This is a genomic window from Rhizobium sp. BK512 (assembly GCF_014194915.1).
GTDB lineage: Bacteria > Pseudomonadota > Alphaproteobacteria > Rhizobiales > Rhizobiaceae > Rhizobium.
The window spans coordinates 218652-233250 of sequence record NZ_JACIAS010000002.1 but is presented as its reverse complement, the minus strand read 5'-3'; the positions used below and the strand labels follow the sequence as shown (position 1 = coordinate 233250).

General features: G+C 59.9%; 14 protein-coding genes and 1 pseudogene. 8 read left to right on the top strand and 7 right to left on the bottom strand.

The genetic code is table 11. The features are described 5' to 3' along the window. Positions 1–34: 34 nt before the first annotated feature. Entirely contained in the window at positions 35–997 is a 963-nt protein-coding gene (locus FHX06_RS07075) for an AIPR family protein (RefSeq protein WP_183878702.1), read from the bottom strand. Then, on the bottom strand, positions 966–1685 hold the full coding sequence (locus FHX06_RS07070) for a hypothetical protein (RefSeq protein ID WP_183878700.1): 720 nt from the start codon (positions 1683–1685) through the stop codon (positions 966–968). Before FHX06_RS07070 ends, FHX06_RS07075 begins: the two co-directional genes overlap by 32 nt. A gap of 195 nt (positions 1686–1880) precedes the next feature. Between FHX06_RS07070 and FHX06_RS07065 the strand changes: the two genes are divergently transcribed. The 4 genes from FHX06_RS07065 to FHX06_RS07050 all read left to right on the top strand — a co-directional run bounded on the left by FHX06_RS07065 (position 1881) and on the right by FHX06_RS07050 (position 5619). Then, positions 1881–3155, top strand: coding sequence for a RelA/SpoT domain-containing protein (locus FHX06_RS07065; RefSeq protein WP_183878698.1), 1275 nt, complete (start codon positions 1881–1883; stop codon positions 3153–3155). Positions 3156–3501: 346 nt separating this feature from the next. Further along, a complete protein-coding gene (locus FHX06_RS07060) occupies positions 3502–4467 on the top strand; it encodes a hypothetical protein (RefSeq protein ID WP_183878696.1) in 966 nt (321 codons plus the stop codon). 92 nt (positions 4468–4559) lie between these two features. Next, positions 4560–5027, top strand: a complete 468-nt coding sequence (locus FHX06_RS07055) for a DUF3828 domain-containing protein (protein ID WP_183878694.1) — start codon at positions 4560–4562, stop codon at positions 5025–5027. A 205-nt stretch (positions 5028–5232) separates the two neighbouring features. Further along, positions 5233–5619: a GNAT family N-acetyltransferase gene (locus tag FHX06_RS07050; protein WP_183878692.1), complete on the top strand. Its 387-nt coding sequence runs from the start codon at positions 5233–5235 to the stop codon at positions 5617–5619. 8 nt (positions 5620–5627) lie between these two features. Here the strand turns inward: FHX06_RS07050 and FHX06_RS07045 are convergent, their stop codons facing one another. The 3 genes from FHX06_RS07045 to FHX06_RS07035 all read right to left on the bottom strand — a co-directional run bounded on the left by FHX06_RS07045 (position 5628) and on the right by FHX06_RS07035 (position 7152). Continuing rightward, a complete protein-coding gene (locus tag FHX06_RS07045; protein ID WP_183878690.1) occupies positions 5628–6236 on the bottom strand; it encodes an exonuclease domain-containing protein in 609 nt (202 codons plus the stop codon). 264 nt (positions 6237–6500) lie between these two features. Next, positions 6501–6827 (bottom strand): hypothetical protein, encoded by a 327-nt coding sequence (locus FHX06_RS07040; protein ID WP_112971988.1) that lies wholly within the window; start codon positions 6825–6827, stop codon positions 6501–6503. 19 nt (positions 6828–6846) lie between these two features. After that, entirely contained in the window at positions 6847–7152 is a 306-nt protein-coding gene (locus FHX06_RS07035) for a hypothetical protein (RefSeq protein ID WP_183878688.1), read from the bottom strand. 159 nt (positions 7153–7311) lie between these two features. Here FHX06_RS07035 and FHX06_RS07030 point away from each other — a divergent pair, with 159 nt between their 5' ends. Further along, positions 7312–10215 (top strand): ATP-binding protein, encoded by a 2904-nt coding sequence (locus FHX06_RS07030; RefSeq protein ID WP_183878686.1) that lies wholly within the window; start codon positions 7312–7314, stop codon positions 10213–10215. Here FHX06_RS07030 and FHX06_RS07025 read toward each other — a convergent pair. Further along, entirely contained in the window at positions 10192–11397 is a 1206-nt protein-coding gene (locus FHX06_RS07025) for an MFS transporter (RefSeq protein WP_246715507.1), read from the bottom strand. The two genes, FHX06_RS07030 and FHX06_RS07025, sit on opposite strands and share 24 nt — an antisense overlap. 177 nt (positions 11398–11574) lie before the next feature. Between FHX06_RS07025 and FHX06_RS07020 the strand changes: the two genes are divergently transcribed. From FHX06_RS07020 to FHX06_RS07010, 3 genes are all read left to right on the top strand, one after another. Next, positions 11575–12429: a VOC family protein gene (locus FHX06_RS07020; RefSeq protein WP_183878684.1), complete on the top strand. Its 855-nt coding sequence runs from the start codon at positions 11575–11577 to the stop codon at positions 12427–12429. Positions 12430–12500: 71 nt separating this feature from the next. Then, on the top strand, positions 12501–12914 hold the full coding sequence (locus FHX06_RS07015) for a putative quinol monooxygenase (protein WP_183878682.1): 414 nt from the start codon (positions 12501–12503) through the stop codon (positions 12912–12914). A 71-nt stretch (positions 12915–12985) separates the two neighbouring features. Continuing rightward, positions 12986–13705, top strand: a complete 720-nt coding sequence (locus tag FHX06_RS07010) for an SDR family NAD(P)-dependent oxidoreductase (RefSeq protein WP_183878680.1) — start codon at positions 12986–12988, stop codon at positions 13703–13705. A 53-nt stretch (positions 13706–13758) separates the two neighbouring features. Here FHX06_RS07010 and FHX06_RS07005 read toward each other — a convergent pair. Then, positions 13759–14595: pseudogene (locus tag FHX06_RS07005) on the bottom strand (dienelactone hydrolase family protein). Positions 14596–14599 lie beyond the last annotated feature (4 nt).

The window sequence follows — 14599 nt, the reverse complement described above, 5'->3', positions numbered from 1 at the left end:
GGCCAATTCGGCTATTACCAAGGTCAGGACATGATTAAAAGTTAAATCTAAGCTGACCAATTCCAAGCTCATCCATGATGAGTTCTTTTGTCTTTCCCGATCTGAATACTCTATAAAACGATTGAGACTTATATTTCTCCGCAATACTCGAAACTACAGATTTAGCGCGCTCACAGTAGTCCTCAAACTGATGTTCGGAGGGAAGAAATAGACCCTCACCCCCCATCATCAACGATATGCAATACATTATGTACCACTGGGTATAGGCTATAAACTCATTACTGTTGTCAAAATTTTCTTGCTTTCGTAACAGAGTGAGATCCGCCTCGCGTACAGAGTTAACGAAAAGATACAGTCTTGCCAGTTTTACAAGATAATCTCCGTCTAACTTCTCCGAAAAAATTAGATTATACATAGATCCAAAAATCTCGTCGGACGCCGTCTTTGCCAAATGCGGTGCGTGAAGGCGATATGCCAGAATTGCTTGGCCCAATTTCAATGAATCAATACGATCTCTTTGATCTCCAATTTCAAATTGATTCTTTTTCCGCTCATACAGCAAACTGTTATCTTCAAAAACCGCGCCGATCTTCTTTTGAATTGCATCATTGGCCTTGAGATCACGCGGCGCAATACGGGCTTGACTATTTGTTGCTATCGCAATCTGCTCTGATATATCAGGTCGGCTTGATGCAAAGATCTTCACCAGCAGCACAACTTCTCCGACTTTGTCCGGATCCCTCTTGTAGGCCTCCAAAAGGGAGTAAGAAGTTTGAGCTCCGTTGACAATCTGAAAGTCAGTCAGGTGGATCTTGGATCCCCTCACCTTCTGATGAGTGAATTCTTTTGCGATAATCGTAATGCCATTGTTCAGATACCAAAAAAGATGATTTTCTTCCGAAAGGGCACTCTGATGAATTTGACGGTTATATCCTCCGTCCAAACCCAGAAAACCACGAATATTCTCATCGAAGAGATGTCGTTTTGCCACCTTCATTCGAGATCATATCAATATAAGATCTGGCATCTACATTTGCGACTAATCCTCGAATGTCGCAATCTGCTCTTTCATATTTTTGTACGTCAACAGTATCAAGTATACCGTCTTCTTTAGTTCGCCCATCGCTAGATATTAAGCTTATGATGCTCTGATAGGACAATTCTTCTACAGAAATAAATTCGTATTGCGAACAAAAAGCATCCAGTCTTTTCCGCTCATGGGTTGCGAGTGGCAACGCATTTGAGACAAGGAAGATATGTATGTATATCATTTTTCCTTGATCAACCAGGCGCCATATATCGACAATCTTTCCCCGCAAAAGCGGATTTACAGACTCAGGCAGTCCAGCAACTCTATCTACTAAGTCTCGTATGAATGAGATTAGCTTATCAATTTCATTGCCAGGAAAAGTTCTGCCAGCGCTTTTAATAGTGGAAGCATATTTGCTTTGAACAATGCTGATATGTGCGACGTTGCCGGATTCTTGAATATATACCGCGTCAACTCCCCTATCGCTCCCCCCGTCGGTGATAAGTGACGATATATCCTCTCCAGACCTTGGAAAAAGTGAGTCCAATATCAGATAAAGGAAACCAGTCGAACGATCATCAAGCCCGATTTTATCGGCGGATTTTTTTACTTTACTTTCAATTAGCGAAAACTCGAGGTCGGTTATCTGGCGCATATCAATTCCGATGCGGTCTAATCAACTCAAAATAGTCAGATTCGCTGACCACACAATCGCTATTGTCGAAACATCGTTACGGCCAGGATAAGCGCGCCAAGACTGAAACTGTAGACCGGCGCGTAACTGTCACTGGATGCCAGCTTCCCGTTAACTAGGAGTTGCAATGCTACGAATCTATGGCAGTTTAACCTGATGATGTATTCCAAAGCGAAAATTGATAAAGCCGGGTCCGTTCTTTCGAAGCCGCCGACCGAAATTACTGAAGAGTCTATTGAATTGGAGTATGCCTTCGATGACTTTCGAAAACGGCATCTCGCCCCTCTATCGGAGCTCACACTAGATATACAGAAGATGCTCACCGAATACGGGGGACGTTACTACATTGCACAGAGATTGAAGCGGAAGCCTCAGATTCTCAGAAAGCTCAACAGGTTTAGCGTTCGATTGACGCAACTTCAAGACATTGGAGGACTGAGAATAATCGTTGATAAGAACACCGACGTCGATAATCTAATAGTATTCTTAGAACAGAAAATACAACAGCAAAAGAGCTTGTATTTAAAGAAAAAGACAGATTACCGCGAAAAAGGACGGGATGTAACCGGTTATAGGTCTGTGCATCTGATAATAGAAAGCGGGAAGCTAAATCTCGAGTTGCAGATTAGGAGTAAAATTCAACATTATTGGGCGGAAAGCATTGAAAGAACTTCTGTAATATACGGCTACCTGCTCAAAGAGCAGGAAGGTGATACAAATGTCATAAACTACTTCAAGGAACTCTCAGACATATTTTTCGAGATGGAGGCTGGACGTCTTCCGAGCGTTCGACAGAAATTGAGCCTTAATGCTTTAAGAGAAGTCGCGGAAAAGATAATAAAAAATTCCGACCGAGGTAACGTCTTGGCGGGCTATGTGAACGACGACATCATCAAAACACTGATTGAGATAGAAGCGAAAAATCCAAACGGGTTGAATAACTGGATATTGGTTTTTGATTGGTCGAGCGGAAATTTCGTCACTTGGGACGTCGTTGGGCGCGATCCAGCAACCGCTGTCGAAACCTATATCAAGTATGAGAAACAATATACAGAAGATAGGAAGTTCGAGGTTGTACTAATTGGATCATCCGATATCGCTACTGTCAAACAGACGCATAGTCATTATTTCGGCATTGATTCTTTTGAAGATATACTTGAGAATCTTGATCAATCGATTATTGGATTCTCGGAAAGAATGGAACTTGATGTCGGCGCACGTCAAATTCTTGCTGTAATGACAAGAAAGAAATACTGGGGAGAGAAGGAAATATCCCCTAACACGCTAAAGAATCATTATTGCCAAACGGTTTTGACGTTTGAGGCTTCGTTGAAGGCCCTGGCAGATAAGGGGTTCCTCAATCAAAACTCGATAAACGGGCCGGTGTCTCTCAACATTAAAAAGAGATCACTGGTAGAACAGCAGCTTTGAGGCCCGGTCGCAATTTCGAGAGAGATGAACGCTTTGGTGAAATTTGACGTCGGCTCGGCGCCTTTTCTTTCTTGCCCACTACGGGATACAGTGATGCGCGCATCAGGTGAACGACTCCTCCACTTTGTCCTGTCCTAGAAAAGGGAAAGCTTAGTCCTTGTTTTGAGCACGGACACGATGGAGACGGCGTCTCGATCCATGGTCGGCTGCTCGCAACGTTGGTGTACAGCTGTCGCATTATCCAGACTCAAACTAAATCACACCCGTCATTGCCCTCCACTATCCCCGCCCTACCTCCACCCTGCCCCATCTCCGCGGGCACACCACCACACCCTGGAGCGGCAACATGGCGGCCTATACGACCGATGACGCGATGCGGGAGCTTGGTTCCATCCTCGCCAAACCGCCGGCAGGCGCAGTCAGTGGTGAATGGCAGGCGACCACCATGCAGGCCGGGCATTCCTCCCGCACGGGCGGCTTTCGCGATGCCGAGGGCAACCATGTGGAGGAAAGCAGGCCGGACAGTCTGAGCCGCATCGCCGATATCGTCGAGAAGCTGGCGGCCGGCGCGGTCGATGGGTCGGATGGCCCCGGTTTCAACAAGGTGGTGATCCGCTGGAAGAGGCCGAAAATTCCCTTCATGCGCGCTCAGGTGACGATCGAGACCAGCTTCGACCGGTCGATCGTGCCGCGCGGGATCGATGATCCCGTCTATGAGGCGGCGGCATCGGCGCGGCGTGCCTTCTGGCAGGCCCGCGGCGCCGTCGATGACAGCTTTGCCGCCGAGCGCGGTACGCCCAACAGCTATAACCAGACGAAATGGTTCGGCCCGCATCGCCGGGTGCTTTCGATCCGCGGTCGCGGCAGCGATGGCGGCGCGGTGCTGCTGCTCGCCACCGACGGGCTTTCCACGCCCTGGGCGGGCATATCCGAGCCGGAGAACGGCGTGGAATGCGAGCTCTTCATGGAATTTGACGATAACGCGCTGGATGCCGAGGGCATCGACAGCTGGGGCAACCTGCTGATCAGCATCGGTGATCTCGTGGCCGATGGCCACCGGGTGGCCCGCGATGTGGAGCGTCACGGCGCCGTTCTCTTCTGCCGGCTGACGGAGGATTACCGGCCGTTTCAGCACATCATGCTGAGCCGCGATCACGGTCGCATCGAGGGCCTGCCTTTCGGCGCCGTGCCGCTGATCCGCGTGACCGCTGTGACCGAAGCCGAACTTGCGGGACAGGACCTCGACGAGGAATGGGGCGTGACGGCGGCCCGCAATGTGCTTGCCAGCCGTGGCCTTTCGCGGGCGCTGTGACGGCGCGTTCGGCGGCACTTCTTTTCGCGAAACACCCTCCCTCCGCACCCGCGACTCCTGCTACACATCCTCACTCAGCAGAAGGAGCGCACATGCGCCTGTCCACCCTCATCCTCGGCCTCGCCCTGTCGGCGCTGATCGCCTCCTCGGGTTTCGCCGCGACCTACAAGACCCCGGAAGCGCTGCTTGAAGCCCTCTACAGCTTCGACACGGACAAGGCCGATGATGACGGCCCCTCGCCCTATTCGGCCTTCTTCTCCGACCATCTGAACGAGATGCTGCAGGCCGATATCGACAACACGCCGGATGGCGAAGTCGGCGCGATCGATTTCGATCCCGTCATTGCCGGACAGGATGGCAAGGCAAGCAATGTCGAGATCGGCGAGCCGATCCTGCTGGACGACCGGGCCGAGCTGGAGGTGCAGTTCCGCAACGGCGAAGAGGTGACGCTCTATTACACGCTGGTGAAGGAGCATGGCGGCTGGAAGGTGGAGGATATCGCCGACCAGCAGGGCGAACAGCCGTGGAGCCTGAGTGCGCTGCTGAGTGAAACGCAGTAGGGGGTCCTGTTGGCTCCTGGATGGGTGCCCGCCAGTGACCTCATGCCCTCCTCGCATCGGCACGAGGGCACGAAAACGGCGGGGAAGCTTCGTCCCGCACATAGGCGACCTCTCGCGGCCCCAACCGTCCGGTCGATGATGCGCTACGGCCGCGTTCCGCTATGCTGGGACTTGCGCCTCCCAACGCCACAACCGGAAACAGCCCATGCCAGACATCCGCATCGACCCTTTCCCCTCGCCCGAAGAATTCGCTGCCCTCTGGCCGGCTGCCTGGGAGGGTGCTGAGGCGCCGGATTTCACCCGTATCCTGTCGCGCAGCCTTGCCCATCTCGGCGCTTATCATGACGGGCGGCTGATCGGCTTCGTCAATGTCGCCTGGGATGGCGGCATCCATGCCTTCCTCCTCGACACCACGGTTCATCCGGATCTGCGCCGGCAGGGTATCGCGACAGCGCTTGTGATGGAGGCTGTGCGGGTTGCCCGGGAGCGCGGGGCGGAATGGCTGCATGTCGATTTCGAGCCGCATCTTCACGGCTTCTACCGCGCTTGCGGTTTCAGGCCGACGGAGGCCGGCTTGATACGGCTGACCTAGAGCCGGGCTTAAGACAGAAGCGGACGGTAGCCGCCGCCGGGCTCGCGCCGGGTCAGGAAGAAATGCAGGAGATTGGCATAGCCGCGGGCATCGTCGATGGCGCGGTGTGTGTGCGGCACGTTGCCCAGCCACTCGCGCGGATAATGGGCGATATCGCATTCCCACGGGCTGCGCCCCGTCGCGCCCGCCACCAGCGACATGATGCAGAGCGGCGGATGGCGGAACAGGCGGTCGGCGATCCACGGCCCTTCGAATAGCGGCCGACCGGTGAAGCGCTTCAGATAGTGATCTATCCAGGGAGCGTCGAGCGTCACGGGATGGGCGGCAAAGATCGGCTCGGCCCGGAAGGCCTTCACCCAGGCTGTGAAACGGGCCATGACATCGGGCGCAGGCTCGGGATTTTCAGTCGCGGCCGCCAAGGCCTGCGGATGCGCCTGCCAGAAGGCCGTGGTGACGGGGTCGCGTCCAGCGCCCTCCAGCGGCTGCAACACGGCTTCGAATTCACCGAGCATCTGCCCTGTCTCGGAAACGGCGACGGAGGCGAAGGACAGCATCGAATGGCTGCCCGGTATCGGGCCGTCGAATTCGCAATCGGTGACGATGTAGATATGCGGCACGCGCGGTATGCTCCTGCTTCGGTGGTTTGAGGAGCATAGCGGGATATTTGCGCGTTGCCATCGGCTTTGGGGTGTGGCGCCGCACTTCCTTCCGCGGAGCAATCGCTTGGTATCGGAGCGCTAAAATGCGGGCGCCCAACCTGCCCTCCCTTTCAACCGCCTGCGATGCTGCTCGCCTAATCACCCCATCCGACACGAAAACGCCCGGCCACCACATGATGACCGGGCATCTTCTCGACCCGCGCCGTATCAGGCTTTGTGGGTTCAGTTGTTGTGCGCTGCGCAGGCCTCGTCCATCGGTGTTGCATTGCTGGTGCCGCCCTGGGTCTGCAGCTTGCCGGGACCAGTGCCGCTGCTGCTTGCAGGGTCAGGGCAATGAACCTTGTTCGACTTCATACTGCCCATTTTCGTGCTGCCGGTCTTCATCTTGTCCGTTGCGACAGGCTTCTTGGCTTTGACGCCGGCGCCGCCGCCGGAATCAGTGGTGTTCTTGTCCATGGTGGCGCCTGTCGGGGCGGGGTTGGACTGGGCGAAGGCCGATGTGGCCATGCCAAGGGCGAGCAGCGTTACTGCGACAATTTTCGTGCGCATCGATATTCTCCTGATGGGATCAGTTGCTGGTAGATAAGGAACCGACGATCGCAGACATTGTTCCCATGAATTTGATCATGCTGCCCGGGCTCTGCCCCCTTCTCAATTTTCGAGCAAGCACCATCTCTGATCTCAATCGCCAATGATCGATCGTTTCGGAACGGCCAGAGGGGAAACAGGCCGCATAAGAGGCGCGGAGGAAACGACCCGCCGCACCCGCCAAAAACCACCTCCAGCCCGGAAAACCCCGCCGGGCTTTTTCTTGGCCCAGTTGCCGCAGCGCGCCCGCATCCCTCCGCCATGCCTGCAGGCCGGTGCCGTTCATCGCGTTTCTCTCGTCAAAACCGGCCAATATTTTCGGGCTCCACGGCGCGGCGCCGGAAGGCAGTGGGATCAGAATCCAGGGCCATGGTTTTTGCGCCTTGCGGCGGTTATCATCGCGGCCTGGAGACCCGTCAGGGCCTTGGTGTCTGGAGCTTCGACCTTGCGTTCCTATTCCTTCGGGCCGTACATCCTCACTCCTGAGCGGCAGTCGCTGGTGAAAAACGAGCGGCCGGTGCGCCTCGGCAGCCGTGCGCTGGAGATTCTGGCAGCCCTGGTGGAACGGCCCGGCGAAATCCTGGGCAAGACCGAACTCGTCTCGCGCGCCTGGCCGGAAACCTTTGTCGAGGAAAGCAATCTCAAGGTCACGGTCTCGGCCATTCGCCGCGCGCTCGGCGATGCCGCCACCGATATCAGCTATATCGCGACGGTGAGCGGTCGCGGCTATCGCTTCGTCTCGCCGGTGCAGGTCTCCTGGGATGGAGAAAAGCCGGCGCCTGCCGCAGCCATGCCGCCGCGTGCCCATAACCTGCCGGTCTCCACGACCCGGCTGGTGGGCAGAAGCGATGCGGTGAAGACGGCGCTGGATGTCCTCGCCCATTCCCGCCTTGTGACGATCGTCGGTCCCGGCGGCATCGGCAAGACCCGGTTGGCGCTTGCCGCCGCCGATGAGCTGACAGGCGCCTGCGAACACGGCATCTGGTTCGTCGATCTGGCACGGGTCAGCGATGCGGCGCTGGTGCCGACCTCTATTGCCGCGGCGCTCGGGCTCAGGGTGCATTCGGCCAATATCGAGGCAGCGCTTGCCGCCTTTGCCGCCGATCGCGAACTGACGCTGATCCTCGACAATTGCGAGCATGTGATCGAGGCGGCCGCCGCCTGCACCGAAATGCTGCTTGCCGCAGCACCAAGGCTGCGCATTCTCGCGACCAGCCGCGAGCCGCTGCGTACCTCTACCGAACAGCTCTACCGGCTGCCGCCGCTCGACACCCCGCCGCAGGGTATCGCGCTCTCCGCCGCCGAAGCGCTGGCCTTCCCGGCCGTCGAGCTTTTCGTCGAGCGCGCCGCCAAGAGCTTTGCCGGTTTCGAACTCGGGGATGCCGACGCGCCTATCGTTGCCGAAATCTGCCGCAAGCTGGATGGGCTGGCGCTGGCGATCGAACTGACCGCGCCCCGGCTCGATGCCTTCAGCGCCGGTGAGCTGCTCGATCTTCTCGCCGAACAGTCGCATCTGTGCAGCCTGCGCTCCGGCCCGGACCGCCACCATACGCTGGCCGCAACGCTCGACTGGAGCTACGGGCTGCTGGCCGAGCCCGAACGCATGCTCCTGCGGCGGCTCTCGGTTTTCGCCGGCGCCTTCAGCCTGGAATCGGCCTGCGCCGTCGCGGTCGACAAGGGCCATGCGCGGGCACAGTGCATGCATGGCGTGGCAAATCTCGTCGCCAAATCGCTGATCGCCATCGAGCGCGGAGAACTCGGCACGCAATACCGGCTGCTCGACATGACGCGCCGCTACGCCCTGCAGAAACTGGCGGAGAGCGGTGAGCACGAGGCGTTGCGCCAGCGCCATGCCGAACACCTCCTGGCGCTTGCCGAACGCGCCGAGGCCGAGTGGAAGATCCGCCCGACGGCACAGTGGCTGGCCGAATATGGCAGCAAGGTCGATGATATCCGCCTGGCGCTCGGCTGGGCCTTTTCCGGCAGCCGCACCACCGCGCTCGCCGTGGCGCTGACGGTCGCCGCAATTCCCTTCTGGGAGCATCTGTCGCTCGTCGAGGAATGCCGCGTCCGTGTCGAGGGCGCGCTCGGCAAATCCCTTGCCGGTCACAGAAGCCTGCGCGACGAGATGAAGCTGCATCTGGCGCTCGGCACGGCGCTCTTTCACACCTGCGGGCCGCTTCCGGAGGTGAAGGCCGCCTGGACCATGGCGCTCGATTGCGCCGAAGCGCTCGGCGATGTCGAAAGCCAGATGAGCTGCCTCTGGGGCCTCTGCGACTACGCCACCTGGACCGGCGACCACCGCACGACGCTCTCGACCGCCGAAAGGATCAGAAGGCTCGCCGAGAGCATCGGCGATCTGGCCGCCCGCACCAATGTCGAGCGGCAGACGGGAACGGCGCTGCGCTATCTCGGCGAACTCGGCAAGGCCCGCCGTCATTTCGAACGCATGATCGCCCGTTACGTGCCGCCGGTGACACGTTCGGATATCGCCCGCTTCCAGCTCGACCCGCGCTCGGCTGCCCGCGGCACGCTTGCCAATGTGCTCTGGCTGCAGGGCCATCCGGAAAAGGCCGTCGCCATGGCCGAACGCCAGCTGCAGGAGGCGCGCGCCGCCCAGCACGCGCTGGCGCTCTGCAATGCGCTCATCCACACCACCTGCCCCATCGCGCTCTGGACCGGAGACCTCGGGGGCGCCGAGCCCATGCTCGCCACCATCGAGCTGCACATGGCCGAACATGCCATGACGATCTGGATGGCGATGGGCCGCTGCCTGCGTGCCGACTGGCTGCTGCAGGGCGGCAATATCACGGGGCTTACTCTGATGAAGGGCGCTCTCGACGAGCTGGATGAGGTGGGCTTCCGCATGCGCTGCCCCTTCTACGCAGGCATTTATGCGGCCGGGCTCGGCGAACACGGTGATGCCTCGGCCGGGCTTGCGGCCATCGAGGCGGCCATCGCGCGCGCCGCCTCGACAGGTGAATTCTGGTGCATGCCGGAGCTCTTGCGCATCAAGGCCGATCTGCTGCGCCGGGAAAGTGCCGCACGCACGGTAGAGGACCGCGAAGCGCTCTATCTGCAGGCGCTCGATCTCGCCCACCGGCAAGGCGCGCTCTCATGGGAGCTGCGCATCGCGACGACGCTTGCCGAGGAATGGTTCTGGCAAGGGCACGGCGCAAGGGCAAGCGATCTGCTGGCGCCCATCCATCGGCGCTTCGCCGACGGTTGCGAGACCAGCGACCTCCTCCGCGCCCGCCTGCTCCTCGATGCATTGCCGGCCGCAAGCGACGGACACCGCCTCGCCGGCCAGCTGCACCAGGGCCTGTCACGCCCCGACGCGCTCGGGTGACCGTATGCCGCGATCGAGCATCAGCAGAAGCGGCGCAATCGCCCCGATACACGCAAAGACCGTCAGCGCCTCATCGTAGCGCGTCCCTCCCTGGGCCAGGAAATGCAGCATGGCCGGGCCAAGGCCGGCCCCCATTGTCAGCGCCATGTAGTTGATGCCGAAAAGCTTGCCGAAGCTGCGCATGCCGAACCGCCGCGCCAGCAGGAAACCGATCGCATCGCCCTCCGCCCCGGTGGCGAGGCCGAAGAACACGGCACTGACATAGGCCGCCGCCTGCCCCTCCGAATTCAGAAGGATCAGATGGCCGACAACGGGTGCGAGAAAGGCGAGCGCCGTCAGCGGCACCGGCGGAAACCTGTCGAGCAGCGCCCCGAAGCCGAGGCGCATGACGATGAAGGAGAGCCCCACCATGCTCATCACGAAGGCCGCTTGCGCAGGCGCCGCACCACGATCGGCGAGCTGCACCGGCAGCGAGATCGAACCCGCGGCAGCCGCGAAATAATTGAGGAAGAAGGCCGCCAGCATCAGCCAGAAACTCGACGTCCTCAACGCCTGCGGCACGTCATGCCCCTCGCTGCGCGCAGCCTTGCTTGCCGCCGGCGGATCGCGGATGACGAAGAAGGCGACGGGCAGCGTGATCGCCATTGCCGCGATGCCGGCCGCCACGAAGGCAAAACGCCATCCCCAGAGCGAAATGATGAAGGCAAGTGCCGGCGGAACCGTGGCGATGCCGAGCCCGACGAAGGAGAGCATGATGCCGAGCGCAAGGCCGCGCCGTGCGCTGAACCAGCCGACGATCACATAGGTATAGGGCACGCCGGTCTGCGCAGCACCGAGCAGGCTCGCGATGGTGACGGCGGCGACGAAGGCCTGCAGGCTGTGCGATGTGATGCCGACGGCGGTCAGCCCGAGGGCCATCAGGATCGAGGATGCGATCAGCACCCGGCGCGGTCCGAACCGATCCGTCAGCGCGCCGACGACGGGCGACATCAGCCCGTTGACGATGGCGATCGGCGCCACGACGGCAGCGACCGCCGTCCGGTCCCAGCCGGTATCCTCGACAATCGGCAGGATGAAGACGCTGAAACCGTAGATCAGCACGATACCGATACTGAAATACATGCCGAGCCCCGAGCCGACCACGATCGCCGCCGGCCCGAGCCACGCTGTCCTTCTCTCCATATCATCCCCCTCCGGGCGCCAGCCCCCAGCGGCCGGTTTCCTCCCGGTGAAAGGTGAAACGGCCCATGCGCCTTCACCGAATTTCCCCGATCTTCACCCCGGCCGCAAGCGCCGCCGATCTAGAATTCCATCAATTGCCCGAACAGCAAAACCATCCGATATCCCGAGGAGAAAAGCATGTCACACGAGCAGATGAGCCAAAACCAGCCCGAAAACCCCGATCGCCGCACCGTACTGCGCGCCGCCGGCGGCGTTGCGATCGGCGGCATGGCCGCAGCCCTTTCGGTCAGCACCAAGGTGTCGGCGCAGCAGGCGCCGGCAGCTGCCCGCGACCCCGGTTCGCTCGGCGCCCGCCTGCAGGGCGTCCAGCATTTCGGCCTCACCGTGCAGAACATGGAGCGCGCCTATGAATTCTACACCGCCGTTCTCGGCGGCACGGAAGTCTTCCGCCACGGCGATTTCCAGGGCGATGCGGTGCAGAACACGCTGCTGGCCGACCAGGAGATCATTGCCAATACGCTCGGCGTCAATCCGCGCACCATCGGCGTGCCCGATCTGCGTGGCGGCGCCCAGCGCCTCGACGTGCGCTTCATCCAGTTCGACAATGTGGTGATCGAACTCCTGCAATATCGCGATGCCGACCAGCCGATGGGCGGCCCGAAAGCCTTTGCCGAGCCGGTGGAGCACATGAGCCCTGCCTTCCCGCGCATGATGCATATCTGCTTCTATGTGCGTGACGATGTCGACTTCAACCAGTTCATCACCGATCTCGAAGCGGAATCCGCCCGGCGCGGCATGACGCAGGTGCGCGCAAACCGCATCATCCGCGTCACCACGGAAGAGGAACGAAAGGCGGCACCCCAGGACACCAACACCAACAAGGTGACGGTCGCCCCCTCCGATGGCTGGGAGCTGATCTACTGCAAGGGCCCGGAAGGCGAACAGCTGGAATTCGTCAAAGCGCTCGGCCCGGTGAAGAAGCGCTTCGCCGATGCGCACGAAGCGCATATGCGCCTCGCGAGCGCCAACTAAGCCCATCCCGCAATATCCGACATCCAGACCGCGGCTCCGTTGCGAGCCTTCGCGGGACAAGGAGACATGCCATGAAAACTCTTGCCTATCTGCAGATATCGGCCTTGCTGCTGGCGGGCCTCTTTCCGGGCCTCGCCGCCGCCGAGGGCGGACCGGGCGTCGGCTATGCGAAGATCTCTGACGGCGCCTATTCGATCGTCGCCGAAGTGCGCGCCAAGCCCGGCAAGGAGGCCGAGCTTCGCGCCGTCACCCTGCCGCTGATCGATCTCGTGCGCGGCGATCCCGCCAATCTCGTCTATTTCCTGCAGGAAAACCGGGAAAGCCCCGGCCATTTCATCTTCTACGAGATCTTCGCCAACCAGGCCGATTTCGAGGCCCACAACGCCATGCCCTACGTGAAGGACTGGTTCGCCAAGCTGCCCGATCTCGCCGATGGCGGCGTCAAGGTGATGCGCATGGAAGTGCTCGCACCAGCAGGCAAATAGCGCAAACCACAGGCAAGGAAACAGCGTCACCGCCAGGTGACGCAATCCTCAACGGATCAGGGAGTGGCGACATGAGACTTGAGGGCAAGGTTGCCTTGATCACGGGAGCGGCAGGCGGCATCGGCCATGCGGTGGCCGGCCTCTTCGCCAGCGAAGGCGCCATCGTGATCGCCGCCGATATCAAGCCGCCGGCAAAACCCTATGCCGGCGATGTCGAGACGATCATGCTCGATGTGACCCGCGAGGAACAATGGGCATCGGCCGTCGCCGCCATCGTGCGCAAGCACGGCCGTCTCGACGTGCTGATCAACAATGCCGGCATCATCGCCTACGAGCCGCTGGACAAGCTGGAAATGAAGGACTGGCAGAAGATGATCGCCGTCGACCAGACCGGCGTCTTCCTCGGCATGCGCGAGGCCGTGCGCGTCATGCGCAAGCAGCAGGCAGGCGCCATCGTCAATATCTCCTCGATCTGGGGCAGCGCCGCGGTCTCGGGCGCCCATAGCTATCATGCCGCCAAGGGCGCGGTGCGCAACATGTCGAAGAATGCCGCCATGACCTATGCCGGCGAGGGAATCCGCGTCAATTCCGTCCATCCCGGTTTCATCCACACGCCGCTGACCGACGCCCAGAACCCGGACCTGAACAGGATCGTCATCGACACGACCCCGATGAAACGCGGCGGCCAGCCGATCGAGATCGCCTATGGCTGCCTGTTCCTCGCCTCCGACGAGGCAAGCTATGTCACCGGGGCGGAACTGAACATCGACGGCGGCTATCTCGCGCAGTAGCGCCGGGCGATGCGGGCCTGCTCCTCGCCTTCGTCATCGCCGCCGAGCAGGCGCTATTTGCCGATATATGTCTTCAGGAAGGCTTGAACGCTGGCGATCGACTGTTCCGCGGCGGCAGCATTATATTCCTCCACATGCCCGAAGACCGTCTTCGGCTTGGTCATGGCTTCATCATCGAAATCATGACGCGCGCCGGGATAGATATGCAATTCGACCGGCGGCCCCTTGCCGCTGAGATTGGCGATCCGCTGCCGGCAACGCTACGCCGGGCTCCAGTCATCGAGATCGCCGTTCAGGATCAGCGTCGGCACCGTCGCATCGCTCTCATGTGGCGCACAGACCGGATAATAGGCGACCGCCGCCCTGAATTTCTCATCCATGAACTGCTCGTTCCCCTCGATCTTCGTCGCCTCCAGCGTCGCAATCCCACCCGCCGAGAAGCCCATCAGCGCGACGCGCGAGGCATCGACGAAGCCGCTCTTCGTCAGGAAGTCCAGCGCCCCATAAGCATCGAACACCCGATCGGGAAGATAGGTCTTGCAGCTGTTCTCGATGTTACGCGTGGTGAAACTGTCGACCACGAGCGTGACATACCCCCAGGAGACCAGCCGCTCCGGCCAGACGTCTCTCACATGCGGATGGATGCCCCCGCATCCGTGCATCAGTACGACAGCCGGAAACGGCCCGTCGCCTTGCGGGCGGGTGAGATAACCGATCAATGGGGTCGCCTGCGGTACCGGCAACACCTCGCCCTGCTCTTTCGCCTTGCGCTCCAGAAACGGGCTCGGTTTCACGACGGCACTGTCGAAGTGGACGAGTTCGTCGGCTTGGGCCTGCGGAAGGATGAAAAGGGGGGCCGTGAGACAGAGGAGGAACTGGAAGAACTTCACGGGA

Coding starts and splice junctions, on each gene's coding strand:
- FHX06_RS07070 (WP_183878700.1), bottom strand. CDS start 1,685: ATGCGCCAGATAACCGACCTCGAGTTTTCGCTAATTGAAAGTAAAGTA.
- FHX06_RS07035 (WP_183878688.1), bottom strand. CDS start 7,152: ATGAACGGCACCGGCCTGCAGGCATGGCGGAGGGATGCGGGCGCGCTG.
- FHX06_RS07040 (WP_112971988.1), bottom strand. CDS start 6,827: ATGCGCACGAAAATTGTCGCAGTAACGCTGCTCGCCCTTGGCATGGCC.
- FHX06_RS07015 (WP_183878682.1), top strand. CDS start 12,501: ATGAAAACTCTTGCCTATCTGCAGATATCGGCCTTGCTGCTGGCGGGC.
- FHX06_RS07025 (WP_246715507.1), bottom strand. CDS start 11,397: ATGGAGAGAAGGACAGCGTGGCTCGGGCCGGCGGCGATCGTGGTCGGC.
- FHX06_RS07050 (WP_183878692.1), top strand. CDS start 5,233: ATGCCAGACATCCGCATCGACCCTTTCCCCTCGCCCGAAGAATTCGCT.
- FHX06_RS07020 (WP_183878684.1), top strand. CDS start 11,575: ATGTCACACGAGCAGATGAGCCAAAACCAGCCCGAAAACCCCGATCGC.
- FHX06_RS07075 (WP_183878702.1), bottom strand. CDS start 997: ATGAAGGTGGCAAAACGACATCTCTTCGATGAGAATATTCGTGGTTTT.
- FHX06_RS07055 (WP_183878694.1), top strand. CDS start 4,560: ATGCGCCTGTCCACCCTCATCCTCGGCCTCGCCCTGTCGGCGCTGATC.
- FHX06_RS07065 (WP_183878698.1), top strand. CDS start 1,881: ATGATGTATTCCAAAGCGAAAATTGATAAAGCCGGGTCCGTTCTTTCG.
- FHX06_RS07010 (WP_183878680.1), top strand. CDS start 12,986: ATGAGACTTGAGGGCAAGGTTGCCTTGATCACGGGAGCGGCAGGCGGC.
- FHX06_RS07060 (WP_183878696.1), top strand. CDS start 3,502: ATGGCGGCCTATACGACCGATGACGCGATGCGGGAGCTTGGTTCCATC.